This is a genomic window from Halorussus salinisoli (assembly GCA_005239435.1).
GTDB classification, from domain to species: Archaea; Halobacteriota; Halobacteria; order Halobacteriales; family Haladaptataceae; genus Halorussus; species Halorussus salinisoli.
Map to the genome: position 1 here is coordinate 22,402 of SZNP01000005.1, position 22,506 is coordinate 44,907.

General features: G+C 65.4%; 23 protein-coding genes. 13 read left to right on the forward strand and 10 right to left on the reverse strand.

Features of this window, described 5'->3' with window-relative positions; all coding sequences use genetic code 11:
* The first annotated feature begins 52 nt into the window (after window positions 1-52).
* On the forward strand, window positions 53-1,360 hold the full coding sequence (locus E2484_RS14910; protein ID WP_137285979.1) for a cytochrome P450: 1,308 nt from the start codon (window positions 53-55) through the stop codon (window positions 1,358-1,360).
* A 96-nt stretch (window positions 1,361-1,456) separates the two neighbouring features.
* Window positions 1,457-1,807, forward strand: a complete 351-nt coding sequence (locus E2484_RS14915) for a hypothetical protein (protein ID WP_137285980.1) — start codon at window positions 1,457-1,459, stop codon at window positions 1,805-1,807.
* A gap of 105 nt (window positions 1,808-1,912) precedes the next feature.
* Here the strand turns inward: E2484_RS14915 and E2484_RS14920 are convergent, their stop codons facing one another.
* Together E2484_RS14920 and E2484_RS14925 are read right to left on the reverse strand one after the other, a co-directional pair.
* Window positions 1,913-2,416, reverse strand: a complete 504-nt coding sequence (locus tag E2484_RS14920; protein WP_137285981.1) for a CoxG family protein — start codon at window positions 2,414-2,416, stop codon at window positions 1,913-1,915.
* Window positions 2,413-3,327, reverse strand: coding sequence for an FAD binding domain-containing protein (locus E2484_RS14925; RefSeq protein ID WP_137285982.1), 915 nt, complete (start codon window positions 3,325-3,327; stop codon window positions 2,413-2,415). The genes E2484_RS14920 and E2484_RS14925 overlap by 4 nt, the downstream gene beginning before the upstream one ends.
* 463 nt (window positions 3,328-3,790) lie before the next feature.
* Here E2484_RS14925 and E2484_RS14930 point away from each other — a divergent pair, with 463 nt between their 5' ends.
* The 3 genes from E2484_RS14930 to E2484_RS14940 all read left to right on the forward strand — a co-directional run bounded on the left by E2484_RS14930 (window position 3,791) and on the right by E2484_RS14940 (window position 5,501).
* Window positions 3,791-4,024 (forward strand): Lrp/AsnC family transcriptional regulator, encoded by a 234-nt coding sequence (locus tag E2484_RS14930; RefSeq protein WP_170977373.1) that lies wholly within the window; start codon window positions 3,791-3,793, stop codon window positions 4,022-4,024.
* 308 nt (window positions 4,025-4,332) lie between these two features.
* Window positions 4,333-4,551 (forward strand): nuclear transport factor 2 family protein, encoded by a 219-nt coding sequence (locus E2484_RS14935; protein ID WP_137285984.1) that lies wholly within the window; start codon window positions 4,333-4,335, stop codon window positions 4,549-4,551.
* A 185-nt stretch (window positions 4,552-4,736) separates the two neighbouring features.
* Window positions 4,737-5,501: a cyclase family protein gene (locus E2484_RS14940; protein WP_137285985.1), complete on the forward strand. Its 765-nt coding sequence runs from the start codon at window positions 4,737-4,739 to the stop codon at window positions 5,499-5,501.
* A gap of 130 nt (window positions 5,502-5,631) precedes the next feature.
* Here E2484_RS14940 and E2484_RS14945 read toward each other — a convergent pair whose 3' ends face one another.
* A complete protein-coding gene (locus E2484_RS14945; protein ID WP_137285986.1) occupies window positions 5,632-5,988 on the reverse strand; it encodes a DUF7344 domain-containing protein in 357 nt (118 codons plus the stop codon).
* Between the two features lie 199 nt (window positions 5,989-6,187).
* Between E2484_RS14945 and E2484_RS14950 the strand changes: the two genes are divergently transcribed.
* A complete protein-coding gene (locus E2484_RS14950; protein WP_137285987.1) occupies window positions 6,188-7,000 on the forward strand; it encodes a TrmB family transcriptional regulator in 813 nt (270 codons plus the stop codon).
* 21 nt (window positions 7,001-7,021) lie between these two features.
* Here E2484_RS14950 and E2484_RS25690 read toward each other — a convergent pair whose 3' ends face one another.
* Window positions 7,022-7,156: a hypothetical protein gene (locus E2484_RS25690; protein WP_321112658.1), complete on the reverse strand. Its 135-nt coding sequence runs from the start codon at window positions 7,154-7,156 to the stop codon at window positions 7,022-7,024.
* A gap of 91 nt (window positions 7,157-7,247) precedes the next feature.
* Complete coding sequence (locus E2484_RS14955) at window positions 7,248-9,164, reverse strand: CocE/NonD family hydrolase (protein WP_137285988.1); 1,917 nt, start codon at window positions 9,162-9,164, stop codon at window positions 7,248-7,250.
* A gap of 213 nt (window positions 9,165-9,377) precedes the next feature.
* Here E2484_RS14955 and E2484_RS14960 point away from each other — a divergent pair, with 213 nt between their 5' ends.
* The 3 genes from E2484_RS14960 (at window position 9,378) to E2484_RS14970 (ending at window position 13,332) form a co-directional block, all read left to right on the forward strand.
* Window positions 9,378-11,006, forward strand: a complete 1,629-nt coding sequence (locus E2484_RS14960) for a uracil-xanthine permease family protein (RefSeq protein ID WP_137285989.1) — start codon at window positions 9,378-9,380, stop codon at window positions 11,004-11,006.
* A gap of 62 nt (window positions 11,007-11,068) precedes the next feature.
* Window positions 11,069-11,530: a hypothetical protein gene (locus tag E2484_RS14965; RefSeq protein ID WP_321112659.1), complete on the forward strand. Its 462-nt coding sequence runs from the start codon at window positions 11,069-11,071 to the stop codon at window positions 11,528-11,530.
* Between the two features lie 161 nt (window positions 11,531-11,691).
* A complete protein-coding gene (locus E2484_RS14970) occupies window positions 11,692-13,332 on the forward strand; it encodes a glycosyltransferase (protein ID WP_137285990.1) in 1,641 nt (546 codons plus the stop codon).
* A 24-nt stretch (window positions 13,333-13,356) separates the two neighbouring features.
* Here E2484_RS14970 and E2484_RS14975 read toward each other — a convergent pair whose 3' ends face one another.
* From E2484_RS14975 to E2484_RS14985, 3 genes are all read right to left on the reverse strand, one after another.
* Window positions 13,357-14,538 (reverse strand): AI-2E family transporter, encoded by a 1,182-nt coding sequence (locus E2484_RS14975; RefSeq protein ID WP_137285991.1) that lies wholly within the window; start codon window positions 14,536-14,538, stop codon window positions 13,357-13,359.
* A 31-nt stretch (window positions 14,539-14,569) separates the two neighbouring features.
* Window positions 14,570-15,382: a mycofactocin-coupled SDR family oxidoreductase gene (locus E2484_RS14980; protein ID WP_137285992.1), complete on the reverse strand. Its 813-nt coding sequence runs from the start codon at window positions 15,380-15,382 to the stop codon at window positions 14,570-14,572.
* 82 nt (window positions 15,383-15,464) lie between these two features.
* Window positions 15,465-16,040, reverse strand: coding sequence for a hypothetical protein (locus E2484_RS14985; RefSeq protein WP_137285993.1), 576 nt, complete (start codon window positions 16,038-16,040; stop codon window positions 15,465-15,467).
* Window positions 16,041-16,355: 315 nt separating this feature from the next.
* Between E2484_RS14985 and E2484_RS14990 the strand changes: the two genes are divergently transcribed.
* On the forward strand, window positions 16,356-16,877 hold the full coding sequence (locus tag E2484_RS14990) for a hypothetical protein (protein ID WP_137285994.1): 522 nt from the start codon (window positions 16,356-16,358) through the stop codon (window positions 16,875-16,877).
* A gap of 462 nt (window positions 16,878-17,339) precedes the next feature.
* Here the strand turns inward: E2484_RS14990 and E2484_RS14995 are convergent, their stop codons facing one another.
* Window positions 17,340-17,840, reverse strand: a complete 501-nt coding sequence (locus tag E2484_RS14995) for a hypothetical protein (RefSeq protein ID WP_137285995.1) — start codon at window positions 17,838-17,840, stop codon at window positions 17,340-17,342.
* 101 nt (window positions 17,841-17,941) lie between these two features.
* Between E2484_RS14995 and E2484_RS15000 the strand changes: the two genes are divergently transcribed.
* Entirely contained in the window at window positions 17,942-19,195 is a 1,254-nt protein-coding gene (locus E2484_RS15000; RefSeq protein ID WP_137285996.1) for a glycosyltransferase family 4 protein, read from the forward strand.
* A 42-nt stretch (window positions 19,196-19,237) separates the two neighbouring features.
* Here the strand turns inward: E2484_RS15000 and E2484_RS15005 are convergent, their stop codons facing one another.
* A complete protein-coding gene (locus E2484_RS15005) occupies window positions 19,238-20,455 on the reverse strand; it encodes a glycosyltransferase family 4 protein (protein ID WP_137285997.1) in 1,218 nt (405 codons plus the stop codon).
* Window positions 20,456-20,683: 228 nt separating this feature from the next.
* Between E2484_RS15005 and E2484_RS15010 the strand changes: the two genes are divergently transcribed.
* Both E2484_RS15010 and E2484_RS15015 read left to right on the forward strand, forming a co-directional pair.
* Window positions 20,684-21,736 (forward strand): Gfo/Idh/MocA family protein, encoded by a 1,053-nt coding sequence (locus E2484_RS15010; protein WP_137285998.1) that lies wholly within the window; start codon window positions 20,684-20,686, stop codon window positions 21,734-21,736.
* 103 nt (window positions 21,737-21,839) lie between these two features.
* Window positions 21,840-22,430, forward strand: a complete 591-nt coding sequence (locus E2484_RS15015) for an AsnC family transcriptional regulator (RefSeq protein WP_137285999.1) — start codon at window positions 21,840-21,842, stop codon at window positions 22,428-22,430.
* The last annotated feature ends 76 nt before the right edge of the window (window positions 22,431-22,506 follow it).

The window sequence follows — 22,506 nt, forward strand, 5'->3', positions numbered from 1 at the left end:
CGCTCGGATACGACAGCCTAGAACTATTTCGGTCCGTCCGGTAGTGGGATGCATGAGCGAACCGGCGACTCCGCCGAGTCCCGACGGCGTCCCGGTTCTGGGGAACGGGATGGCGTTCTCGCGGGACCCGTTCGGCGCGTTGGAGGAGTGGGCGAGCCACGGTCCCGTGGTCCGTCTCCAGTTCCCCGGACGCTCGATGTATCTCGTCACCGACCCCGACCTCGTCGAGGAGGTGTTGGTCGAACGCCAGGACAAGTTCGCGGTCGGCCGCGACCAGCAGGAGACGTTCAGCGGAATCGAAGACGACGCGTTAGCCGGGACCACGGGCGAGCGATGGGAACGACTCCGACGGGCACTCCGCCCGGCGTTCACGTGGGAGAAAATCGACGGCTACGGCGCGCGAATGGCGCGCCGGACTGCCGAACACGTCGAGCAGTGGGACGCCGAACGGCTGGACCTGCATCGAGAGATGCGGCTCTTGACGCTACGGATACTGGGTGATACGCTACTCGGCGTGGACGTTCGCGGAAACGAACGAGTGATACTGGACGCTGCCGACGCGCTCGTCGACCGCGCCGACCCTCGCCGGTTCGGACGCCTCCTCCCCGAGTGGATACCGACGCCGACCGAGCGACGTTTCGAACGGAACGTCGAGGCACTGAACGACTACGTCGAAACGGTCCTCGACGGACGCTCGACCGAGGGGGACGACGTCCGGTCGGTCCTGCTGGCGGCGCGCGACCGCGGCGACCTCACGCTGTCGGAGGTCGAGGATAACCTCGTTGGACTGTTGCTCGCCGGCCACGACTCCTCGGCGGTGACGCTCACGTACGCGTGGCTGGAACTCGGCCGCCATCCCGAGGTCAGGGAGTCGATGGTGAGGGAAGTAGAGGAGGTCGTGGGCGACGACCTCCCAGATACCGGCGACTTCGAGGACTTGGAGCGCGTCCGCAACGTCGTCAGGGAGACGCTCCGGTTGTACCCGCCGGCGTGGGCAGTCAACCGGCAGACGACGGAGCAGGTGTCGCTCGGCGGGTACGAACTTCCGGCCGGGGCCCAGTTGACGCTCCCGCAGTGGGTACTCCACCGCGACGACCGCTACTGGGAGGCCCCGACGACGTTCGACCCCGACCGATGGACGCGCGACGTGACGCGGCCGGAGTACGCCTACTTCCCGTTCAGCGGCGGGCCGCGTCACTGCATCGGGATGCGGTTTGCCCGACTGGAACTGACGATGGCGTTGGCGACGATGGCTACGTCGGTCGACCTCGACGTTACCACCGACGGGCCGCTGGCGTTCCGGCCGTCGCTGACGCTCCGTCCGACCGTGGACATCGAAGCGACCGTGAACCATCGGTAAGGAACGTCGCCGGACCGACCCAACCGTCCGGAAAATCCACCGCTCGCGGCGACTTCTCGAAACGCAGTTCGAGGGTAACACCAACCACCGTAAGTGATGAGTATCGACCCCGACCTCGACCGAACGGAAAGTCTTCGATGTATCTACGGGAAGACCTTCGGCGTCGGCGTAGCGTTCGGCGTGTACTTCGTCTTCTCCGTGGTCTTCGCAGGGGCCGTCGTCGTATGGCACGAAGACCGGCATCCGGCCGAACTCGTCGGGTGGAGCAGGGTTCTGCTCTCCTCGTTACTGTGGCTGGAATCACTCCTCGGAGTCACGTGGCTGTTCACCACGTACGGGAACGGCGTGTCCGAGAACGCGTACATCGCGGTAGTTCTCTCGATTACCGAACTCGCGTTCGGCGGCGGGTACTTCTGGATACGAGACCGCGACTCGGGGACGTCGTAGGTGGCCACGAATAACTGCTCGTCACGGACCCGAACGCCCGGCCCGGAGTCGAACACGAAATTGCGCTTCACCGACGAAGGTCGCCAGTACCGATAGTCTGCGTTCTCAGTCCTCTAGCGACGCCTCAACGTCGGGCTTGGCTTCCAACTTCGACTCGGCAGGTTCGCCCTCCCTGGCCTTCTCCTCCAGGTCCTCGAAGAAGTCGCTGACCAACTTGTTCGTCACGCTCCCCAGCGCGCGCTGGCCCATGCTCGCGATCATGCCCGACACGTCGGTCGTGGCAGACCAGTGAGCAATCGTCCCGCCGTCGCCGTTCTCCTCCAGATTCATCTCGGCCACCGCGTCGAAGGCGTTCCGGGAGGCGTTGCCGTCGGCCTGCATCTCCAGTACCTCCGGCCGGTCGGCTTGCGTAACCACCATCTCCACGTCGAAGGTGGGTTTGACGCTCCCGACGCCGACTGCGATGGTCGCCGTGACCTCGTGTGGCGACTCCAGCGTTATCGAATCGGTGCCCGGCGCGCACTCGGCCAGCACGTCGGGGTCGGTGAAGTAACTCCACAGTTCGTCTCGGGGCAGGTCTGACTCGAACTCGCCTTCGAATTCCATCATGGTTCAGTTGTATCGTCGGTCGTCGCGTTCGTCGCGCGGTCGTAGGACTTCGCCAGCGAGCGCCGGGCGTACTCGCCCGCGACCTCTATCTTGAACTCGCTGTCGGCGTGCATCTCGTCCTCGGGGTCGGCCGCCGCGGTCGCTTTCTCGGCGACGGCTTCCAGTACGCCCTCGGAGAGCGGTTCGCCCTCGACTTCGGTCTCGGCCTCGCCCACGCGCAGGGGCACGTCCGCGGCGTTCGCCAGCGCGAGGCGGGCCTCCTCGACGACCGGTTCGTCTGCGTCCGGGTCGTCCACCCGGACCGCGGTCGCGGCGCTGACGGTCGGCCACGTCTGGGCGGTGGGCTTGAGTTCGAGGAACGCCATCCCGGTGCGGTCGGGCGGGAAGGGGTCGGTCGGAATCTCGGCCGCCCTGATGAGTTCGTCCTCCGCGAGGTCGGTGAACATGTACGCGACGAAGTAGTCGGATACCGGGACCTCGCGCTCCTCTTCGGCCGAGACGATTTCGAGCGTCGCGTCGAGCGCCACGAGCGCGGCGGGGTAGTTGCCCGCCGGGTCGGCCTCGCCGACGCTCCCGCCCAACGTCCCTCGATTCCGGACGCTCGGCCCGGCGATTTGCTCGGCGGCCTCGGGGAGCATCGGCAGTCGTTCGGCCAGCAGGCCGGAGCGCTCGATGGTCCGATGGCGGGTCATCGCTCCGATCGCGACGGCGTCGTCGCGCTCCTCGACGTAGGCGAGTTCCTCGACGGTGTTGAGGTCGACGAGGTGGTCCGGCGTGGCGAGTCGGTTGGCCATCACGATGCCCAGCGACTGGTTGCCGGCCAGCAACTCGGCGTCACCGTGCTCCGCCAGCAGGTCGGTCGCCTCGGCGACTGTCGTCGGTCGGTGGTATTCGAACGGTGCCGGTTTCATAGCGTCTTGGTCTTACGATAGTTTGCGAGCGATACCGAATCCGCGGAACGACCGGCCGTCGGGCGGGCCGTTCGATGGAAAGCGACGGATACTGGACTATAACGCAGGGTGGTAATAAACCTTGGTGTGGATTACCGTGTGACTCACCTTCATTCGATGAGTGATGTGAGCCCGCCGTCAGTATGCGTACGACGACGAGGGGCACCCTCGAAGCACATCGTCGCTCGGAGCGCATCGAGAACGCCGTTTTCGTGGCGGAGACTAGCTATCGGTAACGAGTCTGGCCCCTCTAAAGAACGAAATAGCTCCCGAAGGGCCCGAAACTGTTCTTCTGAAAGGCAGAGTAGTCAGACGACCGGACGCAGCGACCGAACCGCCGTCGGGGCCTGCGCCCCCCTCGCAGTGGCAATCCTTGCCACCGCTGAAATTGGTATGTCATAGCATAACGTACATGGTCGGGGATATGACCGACGCTTACGTCAACGTCATGGTGGACCCCGGCGCGGTGTCGCAGGCGGCGGGCGACATCGCCGACCTCGACTCGGTCGATACCGTCCACGTCGTGACGGGGGACTACGACATTATCGCACAGATTGTACTGGACGACCCGGACGACCTTCCGCAGGTCGTCGCCGGGGAGATTCACTCGGTGACGGGAGTTATCGACACGGTCACGAACGTCGCGTTCGAACCGTAGACGCCGGGGAACTCGGGAACCGCCGGTCAGCGAGAGCCGTGGGTGGGCGGAAACGTTAGCCCGGTCTCCGGTCCTGTTCGCGTAGGTCTTCTGCTGGGAGTCAGTCCGTCCGCGCCAGTAGGTACAGTAGAGTGAGGGCTCACAGTCACTGCCGAAACCCCTCCGACGGAAACGGTGTGTCGAACGCAGGGCGCACATCCGTCGTTCGCCATACTTCCACCTCTTGTCAAGAGGTAACATCACTCGCATACAAGTCAGGGAAAGGCGTTCTCTGCGTGGATGGTTGGGAAGGGACGTTCTCGAACCCGGTGCAGGACGACGAACTGACGAGGACAGAGTTTCGTGAGTACTTCACCGAACTTTACGAAGCCTCTCCGGACGCCCGCATCGAGGAAAAACGGGTACTTCCATCGCACGACGGAACGGCGGTGAAGTGGACGTTCCACGGCATCCACGAAGGCGGTCTTCGCCGACGGCAGCACGTCGTGAAGATTAGTGGGACCGACGAACGTTTGCCGAGCAGATAGGGCTCGAATGGCCGATCTACCTGCTATTTCGGCAGCGTCTCTACCACTAATTTCCCTTCCCGTATCTTGCTCTGTCGAGATTCATCTGCCGTTTTGTCATTGTGAAGAATTCATTTAGTATGTTCTCCCATACCAATCTTTAAGAGGTTCCCGCAACCTCTCAAGAGTCCAGAGGCGATTTCGAAATGCTAGATGGCTATCAGATGTACGACTTGACGCAGCCGTGGTCGCAGGACACCCCCGCGTGGCCGACCTACGACAACCCCAAGGTGTGGTACGAGAAGAGCCTCGACACCGAGAAGGTCAACGGCCAGAAGATAGAGTTCATGAACCACACCGGCACCCACCTCGACGGCGAGAAGCACTTCGTCGCCAGCGGGCGGGACATCGAGTCGGTAGGGTTGGACGAACTGGTGGGCGACGCCGTAATCGCCGACATCTCCGACAAAGTGGGCGATTACGACGTCTACACCAGCGACATGATCGAGGACGTGGTGGACGTTCGCGAGGGCGACATCCTCTTCGTCCACACGGGCTACCAGAAGTACGCGTGGCACCGCGAGGAGGCAGACCCCCACGCCTTCTTCTGCAAGCATCCCGGCCCGAATCAGGAGTTCGCCGACTGGTGCAAGGAGAAGAACCTCAACTACCTGATTCTCGACTGCGGGAGCGCCGACCACCCGATGAACACCGTCGTCCGTGACGTACGGCCCGAACTCGCCCGCGAGGCCCGCGAGAAGCACGGCGTGGAGGACCTGGACGAAATCTTCCCGCCCGAGGGGTACCAACTGATGCACACCGAACTGTTCCCCGAGGGCATCATCCACGTCGAGAACGCTCAAGTCCCCGAGCAACTGCTGAACGAGCGCGTCCAGATCGGCACTTTCCCGTGGCGGTTCCGCGGCGGCGAATCGTCGGTCTGTCGGTGCGTGGCGTTCGTTGAGGAGTAGCTTCTCTCGACGCTCGGTTTTCTCACTCCGCCCGTTTCGACGTAAATGTTATTGTTCTCTAAGAATTTGTATAATTATGTTTAGAACAGAATTAATTATGTCTACCTTCGAAACGTCCGACGCGCGGCGTTCAGCGACTTTCGTCGATCGCGCGCAGAAACGGCGTGAAGTCCTCGGCCTGCGCGAGCGAGACGGTGCCAGCCTCGTCGTCGTAAGCGACCGCGTCGGCGTCCGCCAGTTTCGGCAGGTGGAGGTGGTGCAGCGACGCGACGACTCTCTCGGCCGTTTCCGACGAGATTTCGTCGGCGTCGATATCGGTCCCGATTTCGCGCGCCGCGACCGCTTCGGCGAGTTCCCGTACAGGGACCGAACCGCTGCGCTCGGAGAGTGCCGCGAGGACGTGCCGGCGGCGCTCGTTCCGGAGAAGCGCCAGAACGGTATCGAGAGACTGTGCATCGGTCGAGCGTGAGGTAGTCGTACGTTCCATCTGTGGTTCACCCTTGGAGCCACGTCGGTCGGTCTCGAAGTTCGCTCCGAAGAAATCCGACGGGGTTCGTCCGTGGCTACATCGGAGTTACTCGCCACATACGTTTAAGAGAAGCGACAGTTCTGGAGGAACACCAGTCGTGTTGTTGCTCGCGGAGGAACGCCCAAAGGCACTACTGTCTTCCACCCCTTCCGCGTGTATGGAAGAGGTACGGGTAGCAGTAGACGGGTTAGAACGGCTCGGACTGACCGAGTACGAGGCCCGGTGTTTCGTCGCGCTCACGCGACTCCCTCACGGCACCGCCAAGGAGATCGGGAAGGTGGCCGACATCCCGCGCTCGCGGGTCTACGAGACGATGGACCGCCTCCGAGAGCGGGGGTTGGTCGAGTTGCAGGAAGGCGAACCGCGGACCTTCCAGAGCGTGTCGGTAAACACCGCCGTCCGGATTCTCCGCAAGAAGTACGAGTCTCACTTCGAGACGGTCGAGGAGACGCTCCGCCAGATGGAACCTGTGTACAAGGAGAACCAGCAGGCGGTGTGGGCCATCAACGACTACGAGCAGGTCACGGAGCGAGTACTCGACCTCGTCGCCGACGCGACCGACGAGATTCTGTTGATCACGTTCGACGATATCCTGTTGGACGGAGAGTTAGTAGACGCGCTCGCGGCGGCCGACGAGCGCGGTGTGGCCATCCACGTCGGTACGGACGACGAGACGGTCCGCGAGCGTATCGCGGACACCGAAATCGACGCCCTCGTCTTCACGTCCGGACTGGTCGAGTGGTTCGGCGTCACGAACGACACGCCCAGAATCGGGCGAGTGCTCATGGTGGACCGAGGACCCGTGCTGATGAGCGCCCTCCACGACGAGAACCTTCCCGGCGTGCCGAACGAGACGGCGGCGTGGAGCGACGGCATCGACCACGGCTTCGCGACCTTCGCCGAGTCGGTCCTGACCTACGAACTACGGGAGAACGCGACCGACGTGGGCGATTCGACCGTCTCCGAGTGAGCGCTCGCGCCTCGCCCGGCGTCACTCGACGTCGAGGAGTTGAATCGCCTGCCGAACGTGGTACTTGGCCTCGTCCAGTCGGTCTGCCGACAGCGCAGTGTTCAAGTGTTCGACCGCACCCTGCCGCTCGCTCGACTCGTCGCCCGAGTTGCTCATTGACTGACGAGTACTGCCCAGCGGACTTAAGCGGCCGAGGATTGTTCGAGGAACAACAACGATACCTGACAGGAACCCCGAGCGAACGGATTCAGTCCCGCGGCCGAGTCGGCAACTCGACGTGCGTCGGATGCTCCGCCTCGTGGTACACCGTGTTCGTCGCCACTTCGTACTCCCGGTCCCCGTACAGCGGCCCGCCCGTGTTGTGGTTCACGTCGTAGCGCGGGAAGTTCGACGAGGAAATATCGAGCCGAATCCGGTGGCCTTCGCCGAACACGTTCGCGGTGGGGTACGGTTCCATGTAGAACTCGTAGACCTCGCCCGGTTCCACGAAGTCCGGGTGGTCCCGATAACCGCGGTAACGCGCCCGGCAGATGGAGTCGCTGAGGTTGAGCGCGAACCCGTTCGGGAACTCGGAGTTCGGCGGGTACTCGTCGATTAGCTTCGCAGTAAAGTCGGTGTCTGGCGCGTCGGTCGAAGCAAACACCCGCACTCGAATCGGTCCCGCGATTTCGACGGCCTCCTCCAGCGGCGGGGTCCGGAAGACCAGCACGCCGTCGCGCTCTTCGAGCGGTCGGTACGGCGGGTCCGCGAAGTAGGTGTCCTCGCGGGTGCGCTGGTCGTACCCGCCGCGGCCCGTCATATCAAGCAGTTTGCGCTCGCCGAGGGGGTACTCCAGAATCGACTCCTCGCGGGGTTCGTAGCTGATGTACGACGAGCAGTTCCCCCCGAGCGTGGGCACCGGGTCCTTCGGGTCGAACTCGTAGGTGGTCGCGGAGTCCGTGGCGTCGGGTCTCTCCGGCGCGAGCGTCCCGTCGGCGTGCGCGAAGTACTTCGTGAACTCCGCGTCCGGAAGGGGCCACTCGTCGGCCTCGGCCCACTCCCCGCCGTGGAAGAGGCGGCCCTCGCGGGTCTGGGTCCCTTTCTCGGCTCCGGAGTGTCCCTCGGTCTCCGCGCCCATCCGGAAGAACTGCACCGTCGGCTGGTCGCTCCACGTCTCCTCGCCCTTGAGGTAGTGGTCGAAGAAGCGCAGGCGGGTTTCCTGGTAGTCCCGCAGGGCGGCCTCGCCGAACTCCAGTTCGCCCGAGTAGGACTTGTTCCACGACGGCAGGGGGTAGGCGTTCCAGCCGTGGGTCCACGGTCCCATCAGGAGGAAGTGGTCCGAGTCCTTCCGGTCGGCCAGCGCCTCGAAGTTGTCGCAGGTCGCTTTGGTGTAAGAGTCGTACCACGCCCCGGCGTAGACCGTCGGCACGTCCGCGCTCTCCCCGCGGAATCGCTCGAAGTTGACGCCCGGCGACTGCCAGAGGTCGTCTTCCGCGTCGCCGGACTCCGTGAGGTCGAAGACCCACTCCTCGTAGTTCGGGATGTGGCGTAAGGGGGACTGGCCGCGATGGACCGGGCCGTCCGCGAGCACTTCCCGAACGTCCACGTTGGCGAGTCGTTGCTGCACGTCGGGGTCGTCCAGAGCCTTCTGGGCGAATCCGCCGCCCAACGTCAGCGCCCAGCAGAGCCACCGCAACTCGAAGGCCCCGTTGTGCCGGAAGGTGGCTTCCCGACCGTTCGCGGCACCCTGATTCACGAACATGGCTTCGAGGTGGTCGGGGTCCTGCGTGGCGAGCGCCGACTGGACCCACGCGCCGTAGGAGGTGCCGATAGTTCCGACCTGCCCGTCGCAGTAGTCGCGCTGGCCCAGCCATTCCACCGTGTCGTGGCCGTCCTCGGCCTCGTTCACGAAGATGTAGTAGTCGCCCTCGCTCTCGAAGCGACCTCGGCAGTCCTGAATCGCAACGACGTAACCGCGCTCGGCGAACCACTCGCCGTGGCGCTCCATCCGGCCGCGCTTGCCGTAGGGCGTGCGGTCCAGCAGGGCGGGCTTGGGGTCCGGAATCGCCTCGCCCGTCTCCGGGTCGGCGGGTCGATACACGTCCGTGGCCAGCTTCGTACCGTCGCGCATCTCCACCGACACGTTCAGCTCGGCGTGAACGTCGTAACTGGGTTCTGTGACCATACCACACCCCTTTCGAGGGACGGTCAAATAGGTTCCCCCGAGAGGGCCGAAGACGGCGAACTCCCGAATCGGTTCGGTTCCAAGACAGAAAGACGAAAAAATTACCGGTATTTTTATGGCAATTGTTTATGCATTGGTAGGTATGCCACTTGTGAGTACTGTTATCGTGTCACGAACTTCACACGACCTGCTGGACCGTTCGGGTGAGACGCCATGAGCGACGAGGGCGACGACTTCCAGGAGGTAGAGAAGGACCTCACGCCGGAAGGTCCCAGCGTGAAATCCGACGCCGAAGCGTCGGTCGACATCGAGTACGGCATCGAGGACAAACCGCCGCTCGGCGAGTCCATCCTGCTGGGGTTCCAGCACTACCTGACGATGATCGGTGCGACAGTGGCGATTCCGCTCGCGCTCGCGGGTGCGATGGGGATGCCCGGCGGGACCACCGCTCGACTCATCGGCACCTTCTTCGTCGTGTCGGGCATCGCCACGCTGGCCCAGACCACCGTCGGGAATCGGTACCCCATCGTGCAGGGCGGCACCTTCTCGATGCTCGCGCCCGCGCTCGCCATCATCGGCGTCCTCGCGTCGAACGGTGCTGGCTGGGAGCTCATGATACGCGAACTCATGGGCGCAGTCATCGTCGCGGGACTCGTCGAGGTACTCATCGGCTACTTCGGAATCATGGGCTGGCTCAAGCGCCACATGGGGCCGGTCGTCATCGCGCCGGTCATCGCACTCATCGGACTGGCGCTGTTCAACGTCCCGCAGATTCAGAACCCGAACTTCGGCGCGCCCGGCACGGGCCAGAACTGGTGGTTGCTCGGTCTGACGCTCGTCCTCATCGTCGGGTTCTCGCAGTACCTCGACCGGTACCATCGGTCGTTCCGACTGTTCCCGGTCCTGCTCGGCATCGCGTCGGCGTGGGCCATCGCGGCCGTGCTCTCCGTGGTCGGCGTCTTCGCCGAGGGGTCGGTGAGCTACGTGGCGCTGAGTTCGGTGGCGGAAGCGCCGCTGTTCCAGCCCATCTACCCCTTCCAGTGGGGCATGCCGCTGTTCACGCCCGGTTTCATCGTCGGCATGGTCGCCGGGATGCTCGCCTCGGCCATCGAGAGTTTCGGCGACTACCACTCGGTCGCCCGGATGGCCGGCCGCGGCGCACCTAACGCCCGGCGCATCAACCACGGCATCGGCATGGAGGGCCTGGGCAACACGTTCGCAGGCATCATGGGCACCGGAAACGGTTCGACCTCCTACACCGAGAACGTCGGCGCAATCGGTATCACGGGCGTCGCGTCGCGCTACGTCGTCCAAATCGGTGCGGCCGTGATGATAGTCGTGGGCTACTTCGGCCCGGTCGGGCAACTGTTCGCCACCATCCCGGCCCCCATCATCGGCGGCCTCTACATCGTGATGTTCGGCCAGATTGCCGCGGTCGGTCTGTCGCAACTCAAGTACGTGGACCTCGACAGCAACCGGAACGTCTTCATCGTCGGTCTCGCGTTGTTCTCGGGCCTCGCCATTCCGGGCTACATGTCCAACGTCGGTTCGGGCATGGACGCCTCGGCCTCGGCCGCGTTCCAGCAGGGCATGCAGGCGGTGCCGATTCTGGGGCCGATTCTCGGCTCTGACGTGGTCGCCACGACCATCTTCGTCATCGGCGGGACGGGCATGGCGGTCGGCGGCATCGTCGCGTTCTTCCTCGACAACACCATCCCCGGCACGCGCGAGGAGCGCGGCCTCACCGCGTGGGAGGACCTGACCGAGGACGACGGCGACTTCGAGTCGTTCTGGGACCGCCGACAGTCCGAACCCGACGAACCCGCACAGCGCGCCGACTGACGGCCTCCGACTCGACCTCTCGAACCGACCTTTTTTCGCACACCGATACCAACCACCGAGACGTGACTGTCCCTTCCGACGCGCTCGCCGACGGCGAGACCGTGCGCGAGCGATTGGCCCTGCGAACCGGCGGGTCGGTCGCGCTGACCGACGACCGCCTGCTCGTCTCCGCAGACGACGAACTCACCAGCGTCGCGTTCGACGACGTGACCGAGGTGACGGTCGAGGACTTCGACTACTTCCTCGGCGTGTTGAGTGCGGTCCTCGTCGGGTGGGGACTCTACTCCACCCAACGAAACGCGGCTCTCGGCCTCGGATTCGCGGCGTTCGGCGGGGTGAGTCTCTACTGGACCTACCGCAAACGCGGCAAAGCGCGAATCAAGGTCGTCGGGCGACCCAAGCCGATTTCGGTGTTCCCTGCGGACACCGAGGCGTTCTACGACGCGCTCGAACCCCTGATGGCCGAAGAATCGAGCGGTTCCGCGAGCGGCGAGTCGGACCGAAATCGAGAGAACCGAAACTGAGACCGCCGACCACCCGGCGCGCGCTGGCGCAATCGCGCCGACGGCGCGATTGCGTGGAGGAAGCGGGTCGTCTTCCCATCGCCCGAAACGCCACTCCTCCCGGCCGAGGTTTTCAATACCGTCGGCGTCGTTCTCTTTCCCGACCGATCTCGAAGATTCCCATGCGCGTCCTCATCGTTCCGGAACTCTACCGACCCGACGACCCGAGCGCAAACGGCACCCTCGGCGACGCGGTGACGTGGGTTCGGGGTTGGCTCGACCGCGACGCCTCGCTCCACGTCTACTGGCTGGTGCCGCCGCAAGTCCCCGACGAGGCGATTCTGGCCGACCGCGAGCGGGTCACCGCGATTCGGGCCGAGACCTTCGGCGCGGACGACGCCGACGAGAGCAGCATCTTCACCGAGGGCGGCTACAGTTGGGCCGAACTCGTCGCGTTGAAGCGCGAGATTTACGACCGCGGCGCGTACCTCGACTGCGTCGTGGACCAGCGCCGGACCGGTCGGTTCGACCTCCAGAAGTGGCTCTGCGCCCGGACCGACCACTGGGCGGCCGACGTGGCTCCCTTCGACGTAATCGCCAACGTCCACGACCTACAGGTCCCGCGGAAGTACCGCTACTGCTCGTATCGCAACGAGTTCCAGAGTCGGATGGAGGCCGCGGCGGCCGTCTTCGCCGACGGCATCTGGTTCAAAGCCGGAATCGACACCGACCGACTCCGCGACCACGCGACAGACGTTCTCCGGCCCGAAGTCGTCGCGGCCGCCCTCGACGGGGCCGTCGAAACCGGCAGTCCGATCGACTGCTCCGAGTTCTCGGAGTCGTACGCCGACCGGCCACGGTATCTCCACCTCGCGGGGTCGCTCTGGGAGAAGAAGCACGCCGACCTACTGCTCGCGGTCGGCGAGCGCCTCCACGACGAGTTCGGCGTCGAGACCCTGCTCACGAGCATGGAGGCCATCCCCGACGAGTACGCCGCGCCCGAGTGGGTCCGCGCGTTCCCCGAGGCCGACCGCGAGACCTACGAGACCGCCCTCCGTCGGGGCGACCTCGCGGTCTGCGCCAGCGAGTACGAGACAATGGCCCGGACGCCCTTCGAGCAGGCCGCCAGCGGGCAGGTGCTCGTGCTCCGGGACGAACCGTGGATTTACGACTGCGTGCCAGAGAATTACGGCTTCGCCGGCGACCCCGACGAACTCGGCGATTTGGCGGCGCAGGCGGTCGAGAACTGGGAGGAGGCAGTCGAGGCCAATCGCCGACTCGTAGCCCACGTCGAGCGAGTCCGGGACCCCGACCGGTCGGCCCGCCGGACCCACCACGACCTCCGCGAGCGCGTCGAAGCCAAGCGCGAGCGCTACGACCTCGGCCCCGCCGACGCTCCCGTTCGCGCCGCGCTCGCCCGCAAGCGCGACGCGAACGTGAGTGGGAAAGAGGAGAACGTGGTCGAGACCGCGGGCGCAGATGAGATTGCGAACGCACGTGAGACCGCGGACGCGGATTCGGTCGCGCGCTCACAGACGCACTCACGGGCCGAGGCGTGCAAGTCAACGTCCGTGACGCGCAAATCGGGGTCCGGAGCGCGCGAACCCGAATCCGAGGAACTCGAATCCGTGGTTCGCTCGTCCGCGCGCTCGCGTGCAATCAATTTATATATACTTCGAGAGGCGACCGCCGACTACACCGACGACGGCAGGCCCGTCACCGCCCGCGAGGACTACGCGCTGGCCGACCTCGTGTACGCGCTCCGGTCGCTGGGATACCGAGACGCCGGGAATCCGGGGACCCCGATTTTCGTGCGAGAGTAGTTGTCCGAAAACAGGTTTGTGCGGTCACGACGAGGTCGAGGCCGAGTCGTCGGACTCGTCCTCGTCGCCGAGGTCCCCGAGGTCGCGCTCACCCAGCGAGGGCGCGGCGTCCACGTCCGGCGTGAGCTCCTCGCCGTGAAGCAGATCGGTCACGACGATGCGGACCGCCTGAATCACCAGCACGAAGAACAGCGGGAGCAGGAAGAAGCCGTACCAGCCGAACAGCATCGGGCCGAGGATGTACGCGAACATCATGATGCCCACGTGGATGTCATTGCCCGAGATGTACGGCTGGAGGAAGGTCTGGGGCAGGATGTCGAGCGCGAGGAACGACACCACCAGCAGGCCGATGGGGTAAATCATCGCCACGCCACCCTGAGTGGACGCGACCAACGCGAGGTACGCGACGAGCGGGACGTAGATCACTTTTCCGACCACGAGCGGAATGAGACTGGTGATTCCGGTCAGTAAGGCGAGCAGGATGGCGAACGGGATGGTCAGCGCGGGCGGCGCGACGAAGTTGAACCCGTAGTAGACGATCGCCGCGAGGACGGCCATCGTGAGGACGAACAGCACGTTGCCGAAGAACACCGTCTCCAGTTCGTCGTCCACGGCGTAGGCGTAGGCGTGGCCCGCCGACCCCTCGGGAGCTATCTCGTCGGTGAACCACGCCGCGATGCGGTCGTCGTCCCGGAGCAGGAAGAAAGCGAGGCCGAACGCCAGCGAGAGCACAATGAGGACGTTCGCCACCGTTCCGAGCGCAGACAGGGCGGCGGTCGCCACCTGCTGAATCCGGCCCGTGTCGGCCGACTGAATCTGCAACGGGTCGTTCAGGAGCGTCTCCACGAAGCTCTGCTGGTTGGTGCTGAGACTCTCGACGTTCAGCAGGGGCGCGAGCAGTCCGGTTCCCGGCATCCCCGAGAGCGACGATACGTCGCGCAGTCCCGCCAGCGCGACGTAGACGACTATCAGGAGTATCGGCGTCACGATGCCCGCCAGCGTCAGTCCGGCCGCGAGTCCGTCGTTGTCGATGTGTTTACTGATGTGGTCAGAGATCGGCCGTGCGGCGTAGTAGAAGAACACGCCCAGCACGAACATCCCGACGAAGGAGTAGCCGACGTAGACGACCCCGAGCGCCAGCGCGGTGAGGTAGAGCCACCACGCGACTCGGTTCCGGTCGCGGTCGATGAACTGGTTCCAGTTCACGGGTATCGAACTCCGGAGGGTCTCGGGTCGGTCATATCGCGGTCGCTCCGGCCGCCACCGGGAGCGCGATGCCGGTGACGAATCGGGCGTCGTCGCTCGACAGCCACATGAACGCCGCGCTCACGTCCTCGGGTTGGACGATTTCGCCCAGCACGTTGTCCGGGCCGGACTGTTCGGCGACTTCGGCCATGTCCTCGCCGATGGACTCGACGATGCCGCCGGTCATCGGGGTGTCGACCGCGGTCGGACAGACCGCGTTGACCGTGATGTCGTGCTGGGCCAACTCCATCGCCAGGGTCTTCGTCAACCCCAGTACGCCGTGCTTCGCGGCGGTGTAGTGGCCGAGACCGGGCGAGGCGACCATCCCGGCGGTCGAGGAGGTGTTGACGATGCGCCCGCCTTCGCCGCCCTTTATCATGTGCTCGCCGACGTGCTTCGCGCAGAGCCACATCCCCTTGAGGTTCACGTCGAGCGCGTGGTCCCACGTCTCCTCGTCCAACTCCATCAGTCCGGAGACGGGTGCGACCCCGGCGTTGTTGGCGAGGAAGTCGATGCGGCCGAACTCCGAGACGGCGTGTTCGACGCCCGCCTCGACTTTCGCCTCGTCGGACACGTCCATCTGGACGCCGAGCGCGCGCCCGCCGCGCTCCTCGACCTCTCGGACCGTCTCGTCCAACTCGGTCTCGTCGCCGAGTTCGTAGGTCGATTCGTCGGTCGTCTCGCAGATGTCGGCACACACCACGTCCGCGCCGTTCTCGGCGTAGTGCAGCGCGTGCGACCGTCCCTGTCCGCGTGCAGCACCCGTAACGAACGCCACTCGGCCGCCGAAGTCGTATTCCGCCATAGTTCTCCGGAGGACCGACGGTAGCGAGCGACAAAACGCTGTTCGCCGACTCGCCGGTCTTCACCGTCGAGTTTCGCTTCGGTCAGTCCTGCCACGCCGCGTAGAGACGACGCCCGACGACGCCGAGACCGACGAATCCGAATACTGCGGTTATCAGGTCTCCGAGGACTGGAATCGCTCCGAGGGCGGCGAGTACCAGCGCGCCGACCGCGGCGGTTTTACCGCCGACGCGACCGTCCGCACCGACGAGCAGACTGCCGACCCAGACGATAGTGACCGCGTTGCCGACGAGTCCGACGATTGCGAACGCGATGGCTCCGGGGATGGCGACGAGGAGTCCGACGATAGTGATGGCGAGCAGGAAGAGCAGAACGGGGACGCCGATGCCGACGAGTAATCCCCAGAGGAAGGCGCTTACGGGGTCTTCGCGGAGTTCGGCCACGGTCTCTCGGGCGTAGCTCGGGCCGAAGACCACGAGCGCACCGGCCAGCAGGAGATTGGCGACGAGCGCGCCGAGGAATCGCATCTCGATTCGGAGGTCGAACGAGGGTTCGACGCCCGGTGTCTGTGCGGCGGCGACGCCAGCGAGCGCGACGACGGCGAGGAGACCGCCGCTACTGGCGGCTAACCGTCGAAGGGACCGACGAGTGGAGGGCATCGAACGCCACGTCTCGCCGACACCACTAACCGTTTTCGGACGACACTCCGCGTCTGCTCGTACTTTCGGTGACTCCCGTCGGACGGCACTCGGTGCGGCAAACCACCGAGACGCGCTCGACCACGCAAACCACCGGGATGCGCTCGGTGATACAAACTCTCGGGTGGGACTGAAAGGGCCGCCCGGTCGCGTTCACTTCAGTCGCTCCGGAAGCAACTATTTCTGCGCGGGCGGTGCGGAGTGAGTAGAGGCTCTCGGAACCGAAACTTCCCCCGTCGCCAACGTCCCTAAACCCCGCGAACCCCTACCCGTCGCATGGTCAACGCCTTCTGGCTGGACCGCGACCTCGACCAGACGGCGCGATGGCTGGTCGATTCGCACGTCCTCTCGTCCGTCTTCGAGAACGCGATGGTTTTGACGACTGCGGTGCAACTCAATGGCTACGCCGAGGGCGACCCCGAAGTCCGCGAAGCCCTCTACTTCACCCACGCCGACCACCCGCTAACGCGGTGGGCCGCCGCCCACTACGACAACTGGGCCTACCTCCGGGCGTACGCCGAGGCCGCCCACGAGGAGTGGCGCTATCGGTGGGACCACCCGCCGGAGAAGACCCACGGGAGTTGGGCCACCGTGGAGTCGCTGGACGAGGCGGCCGTCGCCGCGCTCGACTGGCCGGGCGAACCGGGCGACCCGCCGCAGGTGACGGGCGAGTGGCAGGCCGACGACTACGTTGAGGCGTACCGACTCTACTACGCCAACGAGAAGCGTGACCTGTTCGAGTGGTCGAAAGACAGGACGGCTCCGCCGTGGCTGGAGGCGTATCGCCGCGGCTCGTGATATGGGTACAATTATTGCCTTTAACTAACGAGCTATACTTTTAGAACATCATTTTATTGTTTAAGGAGATGTAATTATTTCTCACCGCCGTGGTGCTAGCTCCTCTCGATACGAGGGAGCACCGCGACTGTACCGCGGCAGCACCTACGACCGCACCGCAACTGCACCACGACAGCATCTACGACCGTACCTCGACTGTGCCAGGACCGCAGACGAGTCGGCGAAGGTAGCCACTCTGTGAGCCAATCATACCGCACCGCGACCGCACAGCACCGCGCCCCCGTACCTCCCCGCTTGCGCCTGCGCTCGGCCGCGACCGCACCGCAGATGCGGCCGAGCGCAGGCACGGCGCGTCCGGTGGACTGTGAGGATTCACGAAACCCGTGGACTGCACCCATTCACGAAACCCGTGGTCTACGACCCTCCGCGAAGGGCCGTCCTGCGGCGGTCGTCCTCGGGTAGTCAGTCGTCCGAGGCGGTGCCGTCGGTCCCGGTTCCGTCGGCGTCGGTTCCGTCGGTGGTCGAAGTCTCGCCGCCGCCCGTCGCGCTCGCGCCATCGAGCGTCCTGTACCCGGCCGCGACCGCGTAGAGACCGACGACGGCGAGACCGCCGCCGGCGAGCGCCGTCTCGACGGACGAGATGAGCCACGTGAACTCGTAGACGTGCGCTTCTATCGCGCCGACGACCATCGCGGCGACGAACCACGCCCCGGCGGGGACCGCGATGCTCGCGTTCTCGTAGAGGACGGCCTTCGTGTCGCCGACGGTCGGCGGGAGGACTTCGGCCGAGAGCGAGACGCCGCGGACCGCGACGTAGAGCGCGGCCATGACGACGCCCGCGGTGGCGACCGTGCCGCCGACGTTCTGGAACTGGGCGATACCCGCGAGCAGGTTCCAGAACAGCAGAATCGCGGCGACGGGGACGGCTTCCGCGGCCATTCGCTTCGGAGGGAGGACTACCATGTCCGGTCGGTCTCGCGCGGTCCCCTTAAAATATCGTCTCTATCGTCCGAGAACCCCCGATTGGCCGACGAACATTAGTCGGCCAGCGCCGTCTCTCCTCCATGCACCTTCTCGTGGCCGCCCACGACTTCTACCCCGACCCGGGGTCCGGCGGCACGGGCCGGTACGTCTACGAGACGACCAGGCGACTCGCCGACCGAGGTCACGACGTGTCGGTCCTCACGCGCCGCCGCGGGGACGTACCCGCACGCGAGACGATTGCCGGCGTCCGAGTCGCACGCTACGACCTCGAAGTCGCCGACCGCTCCGCGTCCGAAATCGCGGCCCGATTCCCCGACGCGGTCCGCGCGGTCCGCGACCACCTCGACGCCCTGCCCGACCCCGACCTCGTGAGCTTTCAGGGCACCGTCACCGACCCCCTGCTTGACCTGCTGGTCCCCGACGACGTTCCCAGAAGCGCGACGTTCCACAGTCCGTGGCCCACCGAGTATCGCATCCGGGCGGGCCACGAGCGGTCGGTCTCGGCCCCGCGCCGCCGCCTCAACGCCGCGCTCCGCGAGCGAATCGAGCGCCGAATCCTCGCCGACTGCGAGCGGGTCCTCGCGCTCAGCGAATTCATGGCCGGGAAACTCCGCGAGGTCCACGGCCCGATTGCGGACCCCGCCGTCGTCCCCGGCGGCGTGGACACCGAGCGCTACCGCCCGGACGCCGGAACCTACGGCCCGATGCAGTCGGTCGGCGAGCGCGGGCGCGACCCCGTTTTGGAGACCGACGGCGGCGCTGGCGACGCCGGCACAGACTTCCTCACGGTCCGCCGCCTCTCGCCGCGGATGGGTCACGAGATGCTCCTGCGGGCCTTCCGTCGGGTCGTTCGCCACCACCCCGACGCTCACCTCTACGTCGCCGGCGACGGCCCGCTCCGCGAGGAACTGGAGGGGAAGGCGGTCGACCTCGGCATCTCGGACCGCGTGACCTTCCTCGGGTACGTCCCCGACGAGGACCTCCCTCGCGCCTACGCCACCGCGGACTGCTTCGTCCTGCCGACCCGCCGACTGGAGGGGTTCGGTCTCGCCACCCTCGAAGCCCTCGCGTCGGGCACGCCTGTCGTCGCCACTCCGGTCGGCGGGACGACCGAGATTCTGTCGGGACTCCGGAGCGACTCCCGCGTCCCGACCGAACCGGTCGTCGAGTCGGTCGACGCCGCCTCGCTGGCCGACCGAATGGACGCGTGGGCCGACCTCGCGCCCGCCGAGCGCGCGGCCGCGGGCCGGGCGTGTCGCGACCACGCTCGCGAGAGCTATCGCTGGGAGCGGACCGCCGACGCGCTGGAGAAGCAGTACCGAAACCTCGTCTGACCGTTCGCCTTTCAGTCTCCCGCGCTTCGGTCTCCCTCCGCTTCAGTCCCCGCTCGCCGGTCGCTCGGCCGGAGCGTCGGCGGGCTTTTCCGGAACGTCCGCGTTCGGCCGGTCGAGCGCGTCGGCGACGATTCGGCGAATCCGGCGCTGGAATCGCTCGCGGCCGAACCGGCGTCGAATCGCGCGCGGCCCCATCTGTCCCCGGAGGTCGCGCTGGAGGTCGGGGTCGGCCACGACTCGTGCGACCTTCTCTTTCGCGTCTTCGACGCTCTCGTACAGCAGTTCCTCGCGGTCGTCGACGATGGCGTGCTGGCCGCCGTCGTTCGGGACGAACGGAATCGCGCCGCCCGCCGCGAGTTCGGCGACCGCCATCCCGAAGTGTTCGTACTCCTTGCCGTGGATGCCGTACTTGTGGTCGCAGATGCGCTCGACCAGTTCCTCGCGCGGGACCTCGCCCTCCAGTTCGACGTACTCGCGGCCTGCCGCGAGGGCTTCGACCTCCTCGCGGTACTCGTCGTCCACGGTCGGGCCGATGACGTGGAGGTGGACGTCGTGCCCCTGCTCGCGGACGCCCGCCGTGATTTCGATTAGCTCTCTGATGCGCTTGCTGCGCTCGATGCGGCCCACCGTCACGATGCCGTCCTCGCGCTCGTCCCACGGCCGGTCCTCGAACTCCCGGGTGTCGATGGGCGGGTGGAGGACTTCGGGTCGGGTTCCGTAGGCGTCTTCGACCACGTCGGCGGTCCAGTCGGAGTTGGCGAGCAGGGCGTTCTGGCGGATGTCCTCGCGGTTCACCCCGGCGACCCACGTCGCGAGTCGCTCGTAGAGCGAGTCCTCCTCGATGGTCGGGTGGAAGATGTGTTCGCGGTCGTCGCAACTCACGGTCCAGTCGAACGGGAAGTGGACGTACTGGACCGAATCGGATCCGAGTCCGAGTTCGTTGATGGTGCTGACCAGCAGGTCGAACTCGTCGCTCCGCCGACTGGCGTACCGACCGAGCAGGGCGTTCTGAAGCACGTAGTACTTCAGGCCGAACTCCTCGTTCATCCACGGAGCGAGATAGCCCGCCCGCTCGACGGTGAGGTCGTCGGTATCGACGCTCGTGTCGAAGTAGTCGTTGAGTTCGTCGAGGTCGGGGTCGGTCAGGGTCAAAACCGTCACGTCGTGGTCCTCCTGCAGGGCTTCGAGGACGTTCATCGCGACCGCTTCGCCACCCCCTTTGGACATCAGATCCATATGGACGACTGCGATTTCCCCCATCGTATCGGTCCTCTGTAACGAACAGGGTCCGGCCGAAGTTAGGTATTCTGGGCGAAGCGAGACACGTCACAGGCCGGGTAGGAGCGACTGTAAGTCCGAAAACGTATTGTCGGAAAGTGACGCGACGACGGTGGTACACGCTCGGCGTCTCTTCAAATGCAAGCCCCTGAACCCGAATTTTAGATTTAAACCAACAGATTTACATTGAGTACATCCGCGGCGCAGGGTATGGAACTACGACTCGGTGCGGTCGGGTTAGGTGGACTCGGGAGTCTCGAACTCGGAGTGTACGACGAGATGGACGACGTGGAAATCGTCGCGGGCGCGGACGTGTCCGATGGCGCGCGCGAGGCTTTCGCCGACGAGTACGACGTACCGACCTACGAGAGCCACGACGAGATGCTGGCCACACACGACCTCGATGCGGTGAACGTCGTCACGCCGCACACTCTCCACTACGAGCAGGCGATGGACTGCTTCGCGGCGGGCGTGGACGTGTTCCTCGAGAAACCGATGGTAACGGGCATCGATAACGCCGTGGATCTCGTGGCCGCGGCCCGCGAGCAGGGTCGAGTCCTTCAGGTGGGCTACCAGCGCCACTTCGATCCTCTCTTTCGGGAACTCAAGCGAATCGTCACCTCGGGCCGAATCGGCGAGATCCACGCCGCCAACGCCTCCCTCGGGCAGGACTGGATAGAGATTCAGCGCGGTTCGTGGCGGACCGACCCCGACCTCTCGGGCGGTGGTCAACTCTACGACTCCGGAAGTCACCTGCTCGACGCCCTCCTCTGGTCGCTCGACGCGAAACCTCGCACCGTCGCGGCCGTGACCGACGACCGCGGCGAGACCGTGGACGTGAACTCCGCGCTGGCGCTCACGCTGGACCGCGAGGCGGCGGACAGTGGCCCGGTCACCGCCAGCGTCGGCGTCGTCGGCGACGGGACCAACGGCGAACCGGACGAGAGTATGGTCCTCTGGGGAACCGACGGCCACGTTCGGTACGCGGACGGCCGACTCACTGTCTTCGAGGACGGCGTGACCTACGAGGGCGACGTGGCGGGAGACCGCGACTTCACGACGCTGACTCGGCGCAAACTCTCGGACTTCGTGCGGTCGGTCGAGGACCGGACCGACCCCGCTGTGCCGGGTTCGTTCGGGCTACAGGTGACCGCGCTGACGGAGTCTGCCTACGAGGCGGCCGAGACGGGCCGGACCGTGGACGTACAGGACAGAATCGAACGGGCCCGCGAGGACCGCGAACCCGTGCAGACCGAGTCGTGAGTCGGTAGGAGGTCGACCCGACCGACCGTTTGTTTTGGTTTCTCACGATTTTCGGTGATATGACGAAAAGTGTTTCTATCTTGGGGGGACAATCCCTTCGATAATGCGTGAACTCGACGAAACTGACCTCGAAATTCTGCAACTGCTCGTGGCGGACGCCCGCCGACCGTACAACGAGATAGCCGACGCGGTGAACCTCTCGCCGCCGACCGTCTCCGACCGCATCGACCGCCTCCGGGAACTCGGCGTCGTCCGGCGGTTCACGGTGGACCTCGACCGGTCGCTCCTCTCGGAGGGCATCGCGGTCCTCGTGGACCTCCACGTCGAACCCGGTCGGGTCTCGGAGGTTCGAGGCGACGTCGAAGAGATCGAGGGCGTCGAACATCTCTTCGTGACCGCCGCCGGTCACGTCATCTTCCACGCTCGCCTTCAGAACGGTGCCATCGAACCCCTGCTGACGGACGCGCTGGACACCGATGCAGTCCGCGAGTACGACGTTCACCTGCTCGAAGATTCGGCGTGGCGTCCCGAACCCCGTGGCGTCGAGTTCGCGCTGGAGTGCGACGAGTGTGGGAACTCCGTCACCAGCGAGGGCGAGACGTCTCGTATCGACGGTGAACTCTACCAGTTCTGCTGTTCGTCCTGCCAGTCGAGGTTCGAAGAGCAGTACGAAGAACTGAAGGAAGCGGCCTGAACTCCCCCGGACACCTCCTTTCTTCCGGGCTCATACTATTACGAGGCAATATGTATCGGTAATACGAACATTTATG